General features: G+C 74.8%; 10 protein-coding genes and 1 pseudogene. 4 read left to right on the top strand and 7 right to left on the bottom strand.

Annotated elements, in window-relative coordinates; genetic code table 11:
* Positions 1–137 precede the first annotated feature (137 nt).
* From Pma05_RS29665 to Pma05_RS42935, 3 genes are all read left to right on the top strand, one after another.
* Positions 138–1382 (top strand): MFS transporter, encoded by a 1245-nt coding sequence (locus Pma05_RS29665; protein WP_203860766.1) that lies wholly within the window; start codon positions 138–140, stop codon positions 1380–1382.
* A gap of 166 nt (positions 1383–1548) precedes the next feature.
* Positions 1549–2313, top strand: coding sequence for a DUF6071 family protein (locus Pma05_RS29670; protein WP_203860767.1), 765 nt, complete (start codon positions 1549–1551; stop codon positions 2311–2313).
* On the top strand, positions 2310–3263 hold the full coding sequence (locus Pma05_RS42935; protein ID WP_239313323.1) for a glycosyltransferase family 2 protein: 954 nt from the start codon (positions 2310–2312) through the stop codon (positions 3261–3263). Before Pma05_RS29670 ends, Pma05_RS42935 begins: the two co-directional genes overlap by 4 nt.
* Positions 3264–3416: 153 nt before the next feature.
* On the opposite strand, the pseudogene Pma05_RS29675 reads toward Pma05_RS42935, so the two are convergent.
* The 7 genes and pseudogenes from Pma05_RS29675 to Pma05_RS29705 form a co-directional block, all read right to left on the bottom strand.
* A pseudogene (locus Pma05_RS29675) lies at positions 3417–4391 on the bottom strand (Gfo/Idh/MocA family protein); the annotation flags it as partial.
* An 11-nt stretch (positions 4392–4402) separates the two neighbouring features.
* Entirely contained in the window at positions 4403–5335 is a 933-nt protein-coding gene (locus Pma05_RS29680; RefSeq protein WP_203860768.1) for a sugar phosphate isomerase/epimerase family protein, read from the bottom strand.
* Positions 5332–6342 carry a Gfo/Idh/MocA family protein gene (locus Pma05_RS29685; RefSeq protein WP_203860769.1) on the bottom strand — a complete coding sequence of 337 codons (1011 nt, stop codon included), beginning with the start codon at positions 6340–6342 and terminating at the stop codon, positions 5332–5334. The genes Pma05_RS29680 and Pma05_RS29685 overlap by 4 nt, the downstream gene beginning before the upstream one ends.
* A 43-nt stretch (positions 6343–6385) precedes the next feature.
* Positions 6386–7840: a hypothetical protein gene (locus Pma05_RS29690; RefSeq protein ID WP_203860770.1), complete on the bottom strand. Its 1455-nt coding sequence runs from the start codon at positions 7838–7840 to the stop codon at positions 6386–6388.
* Positions 7837–10143 (bottom strand): ROK family protein, encoded by a 2307-nt coding sequence (locus Pma05_RS29695; RefSeq protein ID WP_203860771.1) that lies wholly within the window; start codon positions 10141–10143, stop codon positions 7837–7839. The genes Pma05_RS29690 and Pma05_RS29695 overlap by 4 nt, the downstream gene beginning before the upstream one ends.
* The gene (locus Pma05_RS29700) at positions 10140–12386 is read right to left on the bottom strand and encodes a 3-dehydroquinate synthase family protein (protein ID WP_203860772.1); all 2247 of its coding nucleotides are present in this window, start codon (positions 12384–12386) and stop codon (positions 10140–10142) included. Before Pma05_RS29700 ends, Pma05_RS29695 begins: the two co-directional genes overlap by 4 nt.
* Positions 12387–12390: 4 nt before the next feature.
* A complete protein-coding gene (locus tag Pma05_RS29705) occupies positions 12391–13749 on the bottom strand; it encodes a glycoside hydrolase family 5 protein (protein ID WP_203860773.1) in 1359 nt (452 codons plus the stop codon).
* 630 nt (positions 13750–14379) lie between these two features.
* Between Pma05_RS29705 and Pma05_RS43595 the strand changes: the two genes are divergently transcribed.
* The gene (locus Pma05_RS43595; RefSeq protein ID WP_203860774.1) at positions 14380–15693 is read left to right on the top strand and encodes a sensor histidine kinase; all 1314 of its coding nucleotides are present in this window, start codon (positions 14380–14382) and stop codon (positions 15691–15693) included.
* Positions 15694–15701: the final 8 nt, after the last annotated feature.

A 15701-nucleotide genomic window follows, 5' to 3' on the forward strand; every position in this document is an offset into this window, starting at 1 on the left:
AGTCCCGGCCGACGACCTCCCGAGCCGCGCCGGAGCCTGACCGGGTTCCTGCCCGACGGTCCACACCGAACCCCTCAGCGGGGTTGCCGAGGCGATCCGGCGGTGCTTGGCTGAGATCCCTTCCGGTTCCGTTGGGGGTGTCCGTGCCGCCGCCGTCCCTCGACGATCCCGCCGCGCTGCGCCGTGGCCGGGTCGCGGTGTCGCTGCTGTTCCTGCTCTTCGGGATGGCCATCGGCACCTGGACGGCCCGGATCCCGGCGGTCAAGGAGGAGCTGGGACTGACCGACGGCCAGCTCAGCGTGGGCCTGCTCGGGCTCGCCGCCGGCGCCATCACCGGCATGCAGCTGACCGGGCGCCTGGTCGACCGGTACGGCAGTGCCCGGGTGATGCTGCCGGTCGCCTTCGCCGAGGCCGGTTGCCTGCTGCTGCCCGGGTACGCCACCAACCTCGGCACGCTGGCCCTGGCCCTCTTCGTCTTCGGCACCGTGCACGGCACCCTGAACATCGCGATGAACGCCAACGCGGTCGAGGTGGAACGCGCGCGGCGCCGCCCGATGCTCTCGTCGTGCCACGCGGTCTACAGCATCGGTGGCTTCCTCGGCGCCGCGGTCGGCGGTCTCTTCGCCCGCGCCGACGCCAGCGTCCCGGCCACCTTCTGGGCAACCGCGCTGGTCGCGCTCGGCCTCGCCAGTTGGTCCACCCGCTGGGCCCTGCCGCGCATCGCACCCGCCGAGCCGCCGACGACCGCCGACGCCACCGAGGTCGTGGGCGCGGGGCAGCCCGGACAGCGACGGGAGCCGCCAAGCGTGCTGTTCCTCGGCGTACTGGCGTTCTGCTGCCTGGTCGGCGAGGGTGCCGCCGCGGACTGGAGCACGGTCTACCTGCGGGACAATCTGGGCAGCGGTCCGGGCTTCGCCGCAGCCGCGTTCGCGGCCTTCTCGATCATGATGACCGCCGGTCGGCTCGTCGGCGACCGGCTGGCCGCCGCCCTCGGGCCGGTGGTCCTGGTACGCGGCTGCGGGATCCTGGCCGCCGTGGGGCTCGGCGGCGCGCTGCTGGTCGACCACCCGGTCGCCGGGTTGGTCGGGTTCGGCTGCCTCGGCGCCGGCCTCTCCTGCATCGCACCGCAGGTCTTCTCGGCCGCCGGAAACCGGGACCCGAGCCAGGCCGGCCGGGCCCTGGCCCGGGTCGCCGGCCTGGGTTACCTGGGCTTCCTCGTCGGGCCGGTGGTGATCGGCGGCGCCGCCGAACTGTTCGGGCTGCCCCGCGCCCTGGCGCTCCCGGCCCTGCTCGCGCTCTTCGTCGCGCTCGCCGCCGGAGCGGTCCGCCCCCGGCCGGGGCGGTCGCGCCCCGCCGAACCGGTCAGCGCGGACCCACAATGAACCTTTTCCACCTCCGCACCGGCCTCCCCGCCCGGAGCCCTTGAACCGGCCGGGTCAGGTCCCGTTGCCCACCCCGAGCGGTACTGGATATATTTACCTCCGTCGTCGCGTGGGAGCGTTCCCATACGAGGTAGCCGTGAGTACGGGACGGGGTGAGGTCGGCCGCATGAGCACGATCCGGCTGCTCGTGGTGAACGGGTGCAGCTTCGCCCGGGGCGCCGAACTCGCCGACCCGGACCGGGACGCCTGGCCGGCCGTACTCGGGCGGGAGCTGGGCGTCGGCGTGGTCAACCTGGCCTGTGACGGCGGCTCCAACCGGCGGGCCGTCCGGACCACCGTGCAGCACCTGGAGTCGATCCGGGCGGCGTACGGGGTCGGGTACGACCAGATGCTCTTCGTCAACATGTGGACCGCGCTGAGCCGCAACGAATACCACGACAGCGGGATCGAGGACGGCCCGGTCCGCCCCGACCTCGGGGTACGCCCGGCGCTCCCCGGTGAGCTGCACTGGCAGCGGGTCGCCGACTGGAAGGCCGCCGAGGGGGACAAGCCGTCGAAGGCGTACCTCCGGCACCTGTTCAGCACCACCGGCGAGACGGTGAACTTCTTCGTGGACTGGCTGCTACTGGAGCACCACCTCACCGGTCGCGGCGTGCCGAGCCGGTTCGCGTTCGCCTGGGAGATCCTGCCCGACCCGATCCCCGCCGAGGCGGTACCGGTGATGCGCGCGCTCCGCGCCGACCTGGTCTTCGGAGCGCTGCCGCCCCGTCCGGAGGACACCTTCCGGGAGATGGTCTTCGGCCGGGTCCCGTTCGGCGACTGGGACCATCCGCTCCGGGAGGGGCACCAGCACTTCGCCGCCGCGATGCTGCGCTGGCTCGGCGGTGACGAGCGGCTGCGCTTTCCACCGAGCGGACGGAGCCGGCGATGACCGTACCGTCGATGACCGCGACCGTGGCGAGCCCGGCCGGAGATCTGGTGGCGAGCCCGGCAGGAGATCTGGATGGGCGGCCCCGGCCCGGGCTGGTGTCGGTGATCATGCCGGCCCGCGACGGCGCCGCGACCATCGGCGCGCAACTGGCGGCGCTGGCCCGGCAGACCTACCCCGGACGCTGGGAACTCGTCGTGGTCGACAACGGCTCCACCGACGGTACGCCGGAACTGGTCGCCGCCTTCGCCAGCCGGCTGCCCGGGCTCCGGCTGCACCGGGCGGGCGGCCGGGCCGGCACCAGCTACGCCCGCAACGAGGGCTGCCGGGTGAGCCGGGGCGAGTTGCTGCTCTTCTGCGACCAGGACGACGTGGTCGCGCCCGGGTGGGTGGCCGAGATGGTACGCGGACTCGCCGAGTTCCCCGCCGTCGGCGGCCACGTCGAACGCCGACTGCTCAACGACGACGTCTCGCTGGCCACCCGCCCCGAGAAGCCGGCCGGCTCGCTCCAGGAGGGATTCGACTTCCTCCCCTACGCGCTCGGCGCCAACTGCGGGGTACGCCGGGGCGTCTTCGAGGAGCTGGGCGGCTTCGACCCCGCCTACCGGTACGGCTCGGACGAGGTGAGCTTCTTCTGGCGGGCGCAGCTCGCCGGGTACCCGATCGGGGCGCTGCCGGACGCGGTGGTGCACTACCGGCTGCGTCGCCGGCTCCGGGAGATGGCCCGGCAGTACTACTCCTACGGCCTCAGCCACCCCCGGCTGTACCGGGACTTCGCCGCCGCCGGGCTACCCCGCTCGGTCCGGCCGGCCGCCCGGGAGTGGCGCTGGCTCCTCGGCCACCTGCCCGACCTGGTCCGGTCCCGCAAGTCCCGGGCCGTCTGGGTGACCCGGTGCGCGATGCGCTGCGGCCGGATCGTCGGCAGCCTGCGTAACCGGGTCGTCTTCCCGTAACCGGACCGGCGGACCGGCAGCCGGGGCGGGCCAGCCGTCCGCCACCGTCGGCCGTTGGTCCTGCACCGCCGGCCGGTGGTCCTGCGCCGCCAGCCGGTTGTCCTGCGCCGCCAGCCGGTGGTCCGCCACCGCCGGCCAGTGGTCGTCGGCCGGATAGCGCACCCCGGTGCGGGCCCGGACGGTGTCCAGGATCCGCAGCACCGCCACGGTGTCGGCCAGGGTGGCGAGCGGGCTCTCGGTCAGCCCGGCCCGCAGGCAGCGCATCACCTCGACCGCCTCGTGCACGAACCCCTCCCCCTGATAGGGCACCTCGACGGTCCGGGGCTCGGCATCGCCCCGGTGCAGGGTCAGCCAGGCCGGTCGGAAGAACCCCCGGCCCAGCTCGATCCGGCCGGCGCTGCCGCAGACCGTGGCCGTCCACGGCGTGTCGGCGACGATCGAGCAGGAGAGGCTGGCCAGCGCCCCGTCCGGATAGCCCAGTACCAGCGCGGTGGTCTCGTCGACGCCGTACGGGCTCAGGGTGGCGGCCCCGGTGACCGAGTCGGGCACCCCGAGCAGCAGATGGGCCAGGGTCACCGGATAGACACCGAGGTCCAGCAGGGCACCACCGCCGAGCGCCGGGTCGCGCAGCCGGTGGCCGGGGTCGACCGGCCCCACCAGGCCGAAGTCCGCCTGCACCAGCCGGGGTACCCCGATCGCGCCGTCCCGGACCAGGGTCACCAGCCGGCGGATCGCCGGTACGCAGCGCATCCACATCGCCTCCATCAGGAAGAGGCCGGCGGAGCGGGCCCGGGCCACCAGTTCGACGGCCTGGCCGGCGTTGAGGGTGAACGGCTTCTCGCAGAGCACCGCCCGGCCGGCGTCCAGACAGAGCGCGGTCGCGGCGTGGTGACTCGCGTGCGGGGTCGCCACGTAGACGACGTCGACCCGGTCGTCGGCGGCGAGCCCGGCCCAACCGCCGTGGGCGTACGGGATCGCGTACCGGGTGGCGAAGCGTTCGGCCGCCTCCGGGGTACGCGAGCCGACCGCCACCACCTCGGCGTCCGGCAGCCGGTGCAGGTCCTCGACGAACCGTCCGGCCATCCAGCCGGTACCGAGCACACCCCACCGGATCGGCCGGACGGGCACGTCCGCCCCGCTCACCGGCCGGACCCCGCCGCACCGGCCAGCGCCGCCGTACCGGTCGACGACAGCTCCCCGGCCGCCTCCGCCGCCTCGGCCGACGCGTGCCGGCGGGCCAGGTCGTCGCGGAGCGCCAGGCAGTCGCGTACGTAGTCACCGGCTCGGGCGATCGGCGGATGCGGGTCACCGTCACCGCAGTACTCGACACAGATCGCCGGTACGCCGAGCGAGTCCGCCCTGGTGATCCAGGCGTAGTTGTCGAGTACTCCGTCGGCGGTGTCCACGTTGAAGTCGGCCCGACCGCCGTCCGGGCGCAGGTTCTTCAGGTGGAAGTAGCCGAGCCGACCGGCGAGCTGGTCGAGCACGGCCGGATCCCGGTCGGCCGGACTGACCACGTAGGCGTTGCCGGGGTCCGCCGTGGCGACCACGGCCGGATGGTCCACCATCGCCAGCAGCTTCGCGGTGCCGGACACCGTGTCGTGCACCGAGCCGGGATAGACCTCCACCCCCACCCGTACGCCGTGCCGGGCCGCGTACTCGCCGAGCCGGCGGTAGCCCTCGGCGGCCCGCTCGTAGTGCACCGGTCCGGCCAGGGCGCTGCCGTTGACCCGCCAGTCGTCCGGGTCCCGTTCCAGCGTCCCCGACCAGCCGTTGACCAGCGCGATCCCCTGCTCGGCGGCGGCGGCGATGGTGCGCTCGGCCAGGGCCAGCGAGGCGGCCCGGGCCGCCGGGTCGTCGCCGACGAAGTCTCCGGTGTAGCCGACGCAGTACACCTCCACCCCGTAGTGCCGGCCGAGCGCCGCCGCTGCCGCGACCTCGGTCTCGACCCGGGCCGGGTCGAAGTGGAAGTGCACCAGCTCGACGCCGTCCCAGCCGTGCCGCGCGGCGACCGCGAAGACGTGCCGCAGCGGATAGCGGCGGAAGGTGTAGCTGTGCAGGACGAGCTTCATGGGTTCTGCCCTCCGGTCAACGCCAACCGCACTCCGCCGTTGGCAACGCTTCGTTCGAGTGCGTGCAGTACCCGCAGGTCCCGCAGCCCGCGGGCGACACCCACCTCGACCGGTACCGGCTGGCCCGCCGCGCTGGCGGCGAACGCCCGGTACTGGGCGAGGTACGGATCCACCGGCTCGGGGCGCAGCCAGCGCCGCCCCCGTTCGTCGCAGACCAGCACCGAGCCGCCGGAGTCCATCGCCCACGAGTTCCGGACCACCAGCAGGCCCCGCTCGCAGACGACGGTGTAGCGCGAGATGCCGGTCTCCGGTGGCTCGGTGAAGGACGACTCGACCTGGAGCCGCCGCTCCTCGCCGAACCAGACGGTCGCCTCGACGAAGATCTCGGTCTGCTCACGATCGCCGGCCGGATAGCCGGTGGCCCGGCAGGCGGTGGGCGCCGCGTCGAAGACGTCGACGGCGGTCAGCAACGGATAGACCGCCAGGTCACCGAGGCAGCCGAGGCCGCTTTCGGCCCGCCGGTTGCGCCAGTCCCGCTCCCGGTGCCCGAGGTGGCAGGCGGCGATCGACCGGGGCGCGCCGAGCCGCCCGGAGCGGACCAGTTCCACCACCGCCCGGTTGTAGGCGTTGTACCGGGACATGTAGCCGACCATCGCCGGCGCACCCGAGGCGGTGGCGGCGCGCAGGATCCACTGTCCACCTGCGACGGTGTCGGCGAGCGGCTTCTCCACCAGGGTCGGGATGCCCCGGGCCAGGGCCCGGCAGGCGTACTCGGCGTGCCGCCGGTTGGGCGTCGCCACGTGCACCCCGTCCAGCGGCGTACGCAGGAAGTCCCGTACGTCCGTGCCGGACCAGATCCCCGGCACCTCGGCGCCCACCGCCCGCAGCGCCGCCTCGTCGGAGTCCAGTACGGCGACCAGGCGCAGGTCGTCGGCAGCGGCGATCGCCGGCAGCAGCGCTCGGCGGGTCAGGAACCCGGCGCCCACGATGCCGATCCGGAACGTCATCCGTCCCGCCCCGATCCACCGCAGCGGTGCCGCAGCCGGAACGTCATCGGACCGGCTCCGGTGCGCCGCGCCAGTGCAGCAGCAGGCTGCGCGGGGCGAGCGAACGGTGGGTGGCTCCGGCGATCGCGTCCAGGGTGTGCCGTTGCGCCGCCAGCGCGCCGTCCAGGGCCGGGTCACCGATGCGGACCGGCCGGTCCGGGTCGAGCAGTACCGCCACCCCGATCGAGCGGGTGTGCCAGACGAGTTGGTAGGAGTGGTGGTTCCAGCCGCTGCCCTCGTGCACCTCGACGGGGCGGCCGAGCCGCTCGGTCAGCAGTTCCGCCCCGAGCGCGGCGGCCGGGCCGGCGCCGTACGCGACGACGTGCACGGCGGTCAGGTCGGGGCGCCGGGCGAGCCAGTCGGCGAGTACCCCGGTCAGTTCGTCGGTGCCGGCCACCGCGCGGGCCCCGGCGGGCCGGTCGGCGGCGGTCGGTGTCGCCGGCAGCAGCCGCTTGTAGTGCGCGACCGCGTCGTGGGTGGCGAACCGCAGCCCGTGCCGGACCGCGACGCAGGCGACCAGGGCGGCGACCGCGTAGCAGGCGGCCATCGCGGCGGCGACCGCGCCGGCCGGCCCGGCAGGCCGGGACAGCCCGGCGATGCCCGCCGCGACGTCGACTACGAGCGCACCGGCGGCCGGCTCGGCCGCCACCTCCGGCCACGGCCGGAACCGCTCGGACTTGCCGCCCCAACCCTGCCGGGCCGCCTGGAGGGTCCAGAGCCGCAGCCCCGGGCCGGCGCCGGGCGGCAGCCGGAACAGCACCCGGGGTCGGCCGGTCGCCGGCAACCGGGCGGACTCCTCGCCGGCCCACTCGCCGATCGTCCGGGCCGCGCCGGCGAACGCCCGGTAGGCGTCGTCGAAGTGCGGCCCGCTCAGCATCCGGGCGGCGAGCAGCGCCGGCACCGAGAGCGGGGCGTGGTAGAGGGCCACCTGGTCGCGCCCACCGCCGACCGAGAGGGTGCCGCCGCGCTCGCAGAGCCAGGCCGGGGCCGTCCCGCCGGTCCGCTGCCGGGCCAGCGCGAGGGTGGCGGCCAGCAGCCGGGTCTCCCGGGTACGCCCGGAGGCGCTGACCGCGAAGCCGGCGGTGTCGGGCCGTCCATCCAGTTCGGACAGTGCGCGATGCACCGTCGCCGGGTCGAGGGAGTCCAGCACCCGGATCGCGGACTGTCCCGGCACCGCCTCGCAGATCGCCCGCAGCCCGAAGGCCCAGCCCCCGGTGCCGGCGAAGACCGCCCGGCGGCAGCCGCGCAGCAGGGTCCCGCCGGCGCCCCGTTCGGCGGTCAGCCGGGAGACCTTCGGCCAGGCCGGCGGGTGTACCCAGCCGAGCCGGGGCACTCCGGCGAGGCTGGCGAGCGCGGCGACCGTACCGGCCGGGCCGTGCCGTTCACCGCTGGCGGCGGCCCGCAGGTACGCCCAGAGTTCGGCGCCGCTCGGCTCGGCTCCCCAGCCCCGCGCGGTCACGGCGTACCCGGGCGGGGCGGTGTCGGCGGCGGGGCCGGGGCCACCACCGTGCCGTCGAGCCGGAAGTCGACCACGACCCGCAGCGGGGAGCAGCCGGCGACCGTACCGTGGTCGAGCAGCTCGGTCGCCACCCCGGGCAGCGCGGGCAGCGAGACGAGGTGACTGACCAGCGGCGCCAGGTCGAGGGTGGGAGTGGCCGGGGCGTCCGGGGTGTCACCCCCGGTGAGCAGTTCGTGGGCGGCGGCGAAGTCGCCGGGCCGGCCGCCCCGGGAGCCGACCACGGTGCACCGGCCACCGGTCGGGTTCCGCACGACCCGGTGCCCGCCGCCGGCCCGCACCGGCCCCGGATCCAGCGCCGTGCCGCCGCCGACCCGGAGCAGCCGGCCGGGCCGGAAGCCGCCGAACAGGTGCAGTCCGGCCCCGTCGGCCAGCGCCGGCCAGGTGAGTTCGGCCGCCGCCGGCCCGCCGTCACCGGCCACCGCCAGCACGGCCAGCTCGGCGCCCCGGCCACAGGTGGCCGAGCGGACTCCGGCGGCTAGCCCGGGCCCGAGCGGCAGTACCGCGTCCGGGGTCGGCAGTCCACGCTGGATGGCCGCCCGAAGTCTCCGGTCGGTCCTGCCCGCCACGGTCACCGTACGGGCGCCCCGGGCGCGGGCGACGGCGACGTGCAACAGCCCGAGTACGCCGGCACCGACGACGAGGACGTCCCGACCGGCCCAGTCCGCGGCGAGGGTCCGGTGCGCCCGCAGTACCGCCGCCAGCGGCTCCAGCAGCACCCACTCCGGACCGCAGCCCGGCGGTACCCCGACGAGCTGCCCCTGGGCCAGCGCACCCAGGTCGCTGACGAGGACGTCCCGGAACACCCCGGGCAGGTTGTGGCCGAGTTTGAGGTAGTCATCGGTCGGGTGGTTGGGGTTGAGCGTCACCAGGTCACCGGGGCGGAGCCCGGGTACGGCGGCACCCACCTCGACCACCTCGGCGACGCACTCGTGCCCGAGTACCCCCGGCTCCAGCCCCCGTTCGCCGCGCAGGATCTCCAGGTCGGTGCCGCAGAGGCCGGCGTACCTGGGTCGGAGCAGCACTTGCTCGGGACCGCAGCGCGGCCAGGTGCCGGTGGTCAGCACGAGCCGCGACTCGCCGACCGGCTTGACCACCTCGCGGGTCTCGGCCCGCCGCGCGTCGAGATAGCCGGCCATCCCGGCCAGGGTGGCGTGGTCCGCGTCCTCGGGTACGTGCAGCAGCCCGTCCCGCTCGGCGGCCGTCCAGCCGGAGAACCAGCCGGCGTCGACGCAGAACTCCGCCAGCCACCCGCGCAGCGCGGCGAACCAGGGTACGCCGACCCCGTGCGCGAAGCCGCCGACCACCACCACCGAGCGGAGCCCGAGCTGGGCGCAGACCTGCAACAGTGCCACCGCGAGGTGCCGGGTCGCCGCGTGCAGCAGGTCGGTGACGAACGCGTCGCCGGTCCGGGCCGCGTCGGCGAGCGCCCGCCCGTCGATCCGGTCCGGGTCGCCGCCGACCAGCCGGTGCAGTACCGAGCCGGCGAAGTCGGCCGGATCGCGCCGGGCCCGCCGTACCGCCGCCCGCAACACGCCCGGCCCCGAGCTGTACGCGCAGAGGTCGGCCACCGCACCGCAGTCGCACCACGGCAGGTCCAGCCCGGCCAGTTGCTCGCGGGCGGCCCGGTCCCCGGCGGCGGCGGCCCGACCGAGCCGGGCGGCCCCGGCCGGTCCACCGGGCACCGTGTCGAGCCGGCTCGGCTCCACCGGCACGTGCCCGATCTCCCCGCCCAGCCCGGCCGGGTCGGCGAGTACCTTGGCGGTGCCGGGAAGCCGGTCGTCGAAGACCTTGACCGCCACCCCGGTACTGACGGTGAGCAGGGCGAACCGGCCGAGTCGCCGATAGTGCCAGGCCGCGGCGGCCACGTCGTTGAGTACGGTCACCCGGGCCCACGGCAGCCGCGCCCGCAGCGCCGCCCGTACGTCGTAACCGGTCGACCGCGCCTGCCAGAGCACGCTGGCGTCCCGCACCACCCCCTCGGCGGTGACCACCGCACCGAAGGCGACCCCCAGCTCCCGCCGTCCGGTCGGCTCGGCGGCCCGGTGCAGCCGGTCGGCCTCCTCGGCGATCCGGTCCAGCAGACCGTCGCGGACGGTGGCCAGCGGAACGTCCGGCCGCCCTCGCCGGCTCGGGGTGGCGAACCGGACCACCTCGCCGACCAGCCGTCCCGCCTCGGCCAGCGCCAACCGGGTCCAGGTGCCGCCGACGTCGACCACCACACTCCGCTCCGTCAGTCCGGTCACCGACCGCTCCACGCCCAGGCCGGCTCACCGGCTCCGCCGGCCGGAGCCGGGGCCGGGGTCGGGGTCGGGGTCGGAGCCGGCGTCGGAGCCGGGGTCGGCGTCGGCGTCGGCGTACCGGACCGGCGGCGCAGCGCCGACCAGGCCCGGTGCAGGTCAGCCGGGCCGATCTCGTCGATCGAGTCGACGAACCCGCCGACCCCGATCCCGACCGGTACGGCCAGGTGCAGCTCGCCGCCCTTGTGCGGCAGTACGTGGCTGCGCAGTGCCCGCCACAGCTCCGCCGCGTCGCAGCAGTCGTCGTACGTCGGCAGCCCGATCCGGCGCAGCAGCGTCTCGGTACGGTCGGCGACGGACTCCGGCAGCCGCCCCGCGGCCACGCCCAGCCGGCAGGAGAGCGCCATCCCGATCGCCACCGCCTCGCCGTGCCGGAGCCGGTAGCCGGACCGCTCCTCCAGTACGTGCCCGAACTCGTGGCCGAAGTCGGCCAGCCGGCGCAGCCGCCGCTCCCAGGGGTTCTCCTCCAGCTCGACCAGCATCGCGGCGACCGCGCGCCGGAGCACCTCGTCGAGCACCGGGGCGGCGCCGGGGTCGCGCAGCACGGCGTGGTGCTCCTCGACCAGGCGGTAGAGGTGGGCGTCCCGGACCAGTGCGATCTTGACGATCTCGGCCAGCCCGCACCGGAACTCGGCATCCGGCAGGGTCGCCAGGAATCCGGCGTCGCAGAGGCAGGCCAGCGGCGGATGGTACGCCCCGAGCAGGTTCTTCCGGCCGTCCAGGTCGACGCCGACCTTCAGCCCGACCCCCGCGTCGACCAGCCCGACCAGGGTGGTCGGGACGCGCAGGTACGGCGTACCGCCGGGGTGGCAGGCGGCGACGTAGCCGACCAGGTCGAGCACCGTACCGCCGCCGACCGCCAGGATCCGGTCGCCGGGCCCGAGGCCGAGCCGGCGTACCCGCCGCAGCAGCCGCCCGGCGGCGTCGAAGGTCTTGCCCCGGGGCGAGCTGCGTACCGGCAGCACCGTGCAACCGGCGAGCCGCCCCTGCCGGTACCGCCGGTCGAGCGCGTCCCGGACGGCGGCGGTGACGGCCGGCGAGTAGTCGTCCACCACCGCCAGCACCCGGGCGCCGGCCGGCAGGTATCCGGAGAGCACCGGGTTGTCCGGGGCGAGGACCCCGGCGGTGAAGCTGACCCGGTAGCCCAGCTCCCGAATCCGGTGCACCCGGACCGGCGCCGGCACCGACGACCGCCGCCCCGGTCCCGGCACGGCGGAGGCCGAGGACGTGCCCGGCAAGGACGTGCCCGGCAAGGACGTGCCCGGCACACCGGACGCCGGGAGCACTGCCGGCCGCCCCGGCGCCTGGTCGAAGCCGGCGTTCGGTGTGCCGGGTGCCGGGAGCACTGCCGGCGCTTCGGACGCCGAGGAGACCGCCGGGGCGCCGGCCGCCGACGGGGGTGCCGGTGGGTGCGCCGGCCAGATCCGGTGGTCGCCGGGGCCGTGCCGGTGCAACAGTCGGGCCACCGCGGCCAGCGCCGCCCGCCGGATCAGTGCCGGGTCGGCAGCCCGGTCGAGCTGGTCGGCGAGTACGTCGTCGTGGCCGGCGAGGTGGCGGAGCGCCGACTCCTCGTCGGGGCGTACCGGGGTGGGATCGGCGAGCAGGGTGTCCACGTCGACCAGCAGCACGGGATCGCGTGCCTCGGCGGCGAGCGCCGGTTCGCCGGCCAGCACCCGGGCGCTCCAGTGCAGGGAGGCCAACAGCGACGGCAGGTCGTCGTGCACCCGGACCGCGTGGGCGTACCGGCGGTACATGGCGGCGGCCAGCGCGGTGGTGGCGGTTGCCGGCGGCCCGGCGAGGGAGACGAAGGCGTCCCGCCGGCCGAGCCCGGTCGCGACGGCGGCCCGCACCACCGCGCGTACCGGATCGGGGCCGTCCGGCGCGGCGAGGTCACCGGCGTCGACGGTTCGGTGCTGGTCGAGCGCGCCGCGTTCCCGCCAGTACCCGAGATAGGTGTCGAGCCGGCGGCGCCGCTCCGGCCGGTCGCCGACGGCGAGGACCCGGCGCGCACCGCCGAGCGCCCGCAGCAGGGTGGCGTCGCCGGGCCGCCACAGGTCCCGCCGCATCCGCAGCTCGAAGGTGTCGATCAGCTCGGCCCGGAGCGTGTCCTTGTGCCCGGGCGGGGACACCGCCGGGCTGGGCAGGTCGCGGGGCCGGGCCAGGGCCGCGGCCCCGGAGGTCGACGACATCGCCTCACACCGACGCTTGCTCGGCGCAGGCCCGGCGCAGCAGCTCGACCAGCGGCTGGCGCGGCCGGCACCGGTCGAACCGGAACGAGCGCATCAGCTCGTCGATCGCCGCCTCGTCCATCCCCCGGAACAGCTCGCCGAACTCCGGCAGCAGCGCCTCGGCGAAGAGGATCTGCGGCACCAACCGGCCGATCAGGAACTCGCTGCCGAACGGAAACGGCAGGTAGTCCGGGAACTCCCGGGCGAACAGCTCCTGGAGCGGGCGCATCACCTGCTGGATCTGGTCGTGCCGGCCGCCCCAGAGGTCGACGCCGAGCCGGGCCTTCTTCTCCAGTACCGGCCGGATCCGGCGCATCCACGGGCTCTCCGGGTCGACGGTCAGCGGCGCCGCCACCCCGATGTCCTTGTAGGGCCAGAACGCCCAGTTGGCCCGGTGCCGGGTGTAGATCTCGAACTGGTCGGCGAGCAGGTCGAGCCGCATCCGGTCCCGTTCGGGTTCGCCGGTGAAGACCGCGTTGAACTCGCCGACGTAGACCGGCGTACCGGTGCGGAGCATGTACTCGCTGCGCTTGAGGTAGGTCCGCTCCAGCACACTCGCGTCGAAGTACTGGTCCCGGGACTGGTCCGGCAGCAGGATGCCGTGCTCGTAGCCGATGCCGTCCGGGGACTCCCAGACGTGGGTCAGGTGTGCCACCCCGGGGTAGCGACCGTCCGGTACGTAGCCGGGCGGCGCGTAGTCGTGGTGCGAGTAGACCACGTTGGGCAGCGGTTCGGCGTAGACGTCGAAGTCGTTGGAGTAGCGGTTGCCCTCCAGGATCACGATGTGCTCCGGGTCGACCTCGCGGATCGCCTCGACGAGCCGGCGCGAGTACGGCCCGATCACCTCCCCGGTCGGGTCGGCCGGCTCGTTGACCGGGTTGTACGCGGCCACCCACGGCTCGTCCCGGTAGCGGCCGGCGATCTCCCGCCAGAGGTGTACGACCCGGTCCTGGAAGTGCGGGTGCTGCCAGAACTGGGCCACGTGGGTGGGGTTGTCGCTGTGCCAGTCCTGGTTCTGCCAGCCGGGCAGCGCGTGCAGGTCGATGATGGTGCGTACGCCGACCGCGGCGAGCAGCTCGATGGCCCGGTCCAGGTGGTGGAAGCCGGACTCCACGATCTCGAACGGTCGCCGGTCGTCCTCCAGGTGCCGGTAGTTGACCGGGATCCGCACCACGTTGCAGCCCAGCCCGGCGATGAACCGGGCGTCGTCGGCGGTGAAGAAGTGCTCCAGGAAGCGGTCGAAGAAGAACCGTGCCCGCTCCGGCCCGAGTACGTCCCGCACGGCAGCCCGCATGCCCTGCTCGTACGCCGGGAATCCGGTCATCCAGTTCTCGAAGTTGAGCCAACCGGCGAGGCCAATGCCCCGCCAGATAACCGGCTGCCCGTCGCCGTCGACTATTTGATCGCCATTGGTCCGGAGAAATCCTCCGGGGCATGCCAAAGCAAACCGGGACACGGACATGCCACCCCCTGCCTTTCCCGTCGTCGGGTGCATTGCCCGTTCGGATCGATATTGACTCAATACGATGGGGCGACAATCGTCAAGGGGTCGAGCATGATCAAATGGACGCGCTCCCACGGCGTACCTGTCGAGCCCGGAGCGTTGCACCGCGAGCCCGAGCCGTCGGCGGGGCCAACCGCCCCGAGGTTGTTGCCGGGCGCGATCCGAGGCGATATTTTGCGCGGGGATGTTTGCGATCCCACCACCGGTCCCCACCGCACACCTCGGGCGGAAAAATGGTTTGGCCGCGAGCGTTCAGGTCGGTCCTATCCGTCGTACGGCGCCTGATGAGGCGCCGTCGCCGGCGCAACCGCCGTGACCCGTTTCTCTACAAGTGAGGTGCGACGCGAATCCGGAATCACCCGCCGCCGGGAGCCGCTCGCCAGGCGCCTGCACAGGCCGGACGCGGGGCACGTCCGCCCGAGCCGGGTCCGAGGACATAGCATCGGCCGGATGGCGAGCCCTCCCGACCTGCCCGGGCGTGATCCGCAGCTACGCCGGCCTCGGATCGCCACCCTGGTCGCGCTGGTCAGCACGCTGCTGACTGCCCTGATGCTGCCGGGGATCGGGCTGGCCCGCGAGTCGGACCCGGTGTGGATCGTGCTCGGCTCGATCGGCATCGTCGCCGTCGCCACCGCCCAGATCGTGGCGCTGTACGTCCTGCTCACGCCCTGGCTGACCACCTCGACCCGGCACCGGGCCCTGGCCGGATACCTGGGAACCGCCGTCGCCTCCGTACCGCTGGTCGGTCCGGTCGCGGCCGGCGAGTGGCCGACCTGGGCCTGGCTGGGTGCCTCGATCGCCGCTACCGCGCCGCTGCTGCTCGGCCGCTGGGCCGCGGCCCTGGCGGTCACGGCGACCGTCGGCGTCACGGTCGTACTGGCCTGGTCGACCGGGGGCGAGGTGGCGGACAACCTCCTGATCACCGGCGGCATCGGGCTCTCCGTCGCGGCGATCGGCTGGCTCCAGGTGTGGTTCTGGGACCTGCTGGTGCAGGCGCAGCAGGGCCGGGCCGCCCAGGCCCGGCTGGCCGCCACCCAGGAGCGGCTCCGGTTCGCCCGGGACGTACACGACCTGCTCGGGCACCACCTCTCGGTGATCGCGCTGAAGGCCGAACTCGCGGCCCGGCTCGCGCCGGTCGACCCGCAACGGGCCGGGCGGGAGGCGGCCGAGGTGCAGCGACTGGCCGTCTCGGCCCTGGCCGAGGTACGCGAGGCGGTGCACGGCTACCGTGCCGTGGACCTGCGCGAACAACTGGCGGCGACCGCCGAGGTACTGCGCTCCTCCGGGGTACGCTGCACGGTCGAGCAGCCGGCCGACGACGTACCGGCGGAGGTCGCCGCCCAGCTCGCTCCGGTGCTGCGCGAGGCGAGCACCAACCTGCTGCGGCACAGCCGGGCCACCTGGTGCACGATCGAGGTCGGTCGGGAAGCCGACCGGTTCCGGCTGACCGTCGCGAACGACGGGGCGGGGCCGACCGCACCGGACCGGCACAGCTCGGGGCTGCGCGGTCTCGCCGACCGGCTGGCCGACGCCGACGGGACGCTCCGAACGGAACACCGCGACGGCGTCTTCACGATCGAGGCCGTCGTACCGGCCCCGAAAGTGCCGGACGGTTCGGACGTACCGAACGACGCGGAACCGGGTAGCACGGAACCAGGCGGGGCGGGGCCGGGCGGCGGCGATGGGGTGGAGCCGCGGGTTGCGGGATCACGGACGGGAGGCGAGGGCGGTGGGCGAGATGACGGCGGTGGGCGGGACGGGTGAGTGGCGGG

The sequence above is a fragment of the Plantactinospora mayteni genome (genome assembly GCF_016862935.1).
Taxonomy (GTDB): Bacteria; Actinomycetota; Actinomycetes; order Mycobacteriales; family Micromonosporaceae; genus Plantactinospora; species Plantactinospora mayteni.

Bases quoted from the DNA above. Each gene is read 5' to 3' on its own strand.
- Pma05_RS29670 (WP_203860767.1), top strand. From the start codon at position 1,549: ATGAGCACGATCCGGCTGCTCGTGGTGAACGGGTGCAGCTTCGCCCGG.
- Pma05_RS42935 (WP_239313323.1), top strand. From the start codon at position 2,310: ATGACCGTACCGTCGATGACCGCGACCGTGGCGAGCCCGGCCGGAGAT.
- Pma05_RS29680 (WP_203860768.1), bottom strand. From the start codon at position 5,335: ATGAAGCTCGTCCTGCACAGCTACACCTTCCGCCGCTATCCGCTGCGG.
- Pma05_RS29685 (WP_203860769.1), bottom strand. From the start codon at position 6,342: ATGACGTTCCGGATCGGCATCGTGGGCGCCGGGTTCCTGACCCGCCGA.
- Pma05_RS29700 (WP_203860772.1), bottom strand. From the start codon at position 12,386: ATGTCGTCGACCTCCGGGGCCGCGGCCCTGGCCCGGCCCCGCGACCTG.
- Pma05_RS29705 (WP_203860773.1), bottom strand. From the start codon at position 13,749: ATGACCGGATTCCCGGCGTACGAGCAGGGCATGCGGGCTGCCGTGCGG.
- Pma05_RS43595 (WP_203860774.1), top strand. From the start codon at position 14,380: ATGGCGAGCCCTCCCGACCTGCCCGGGCGTGATCCGCAGCTACGCCGG.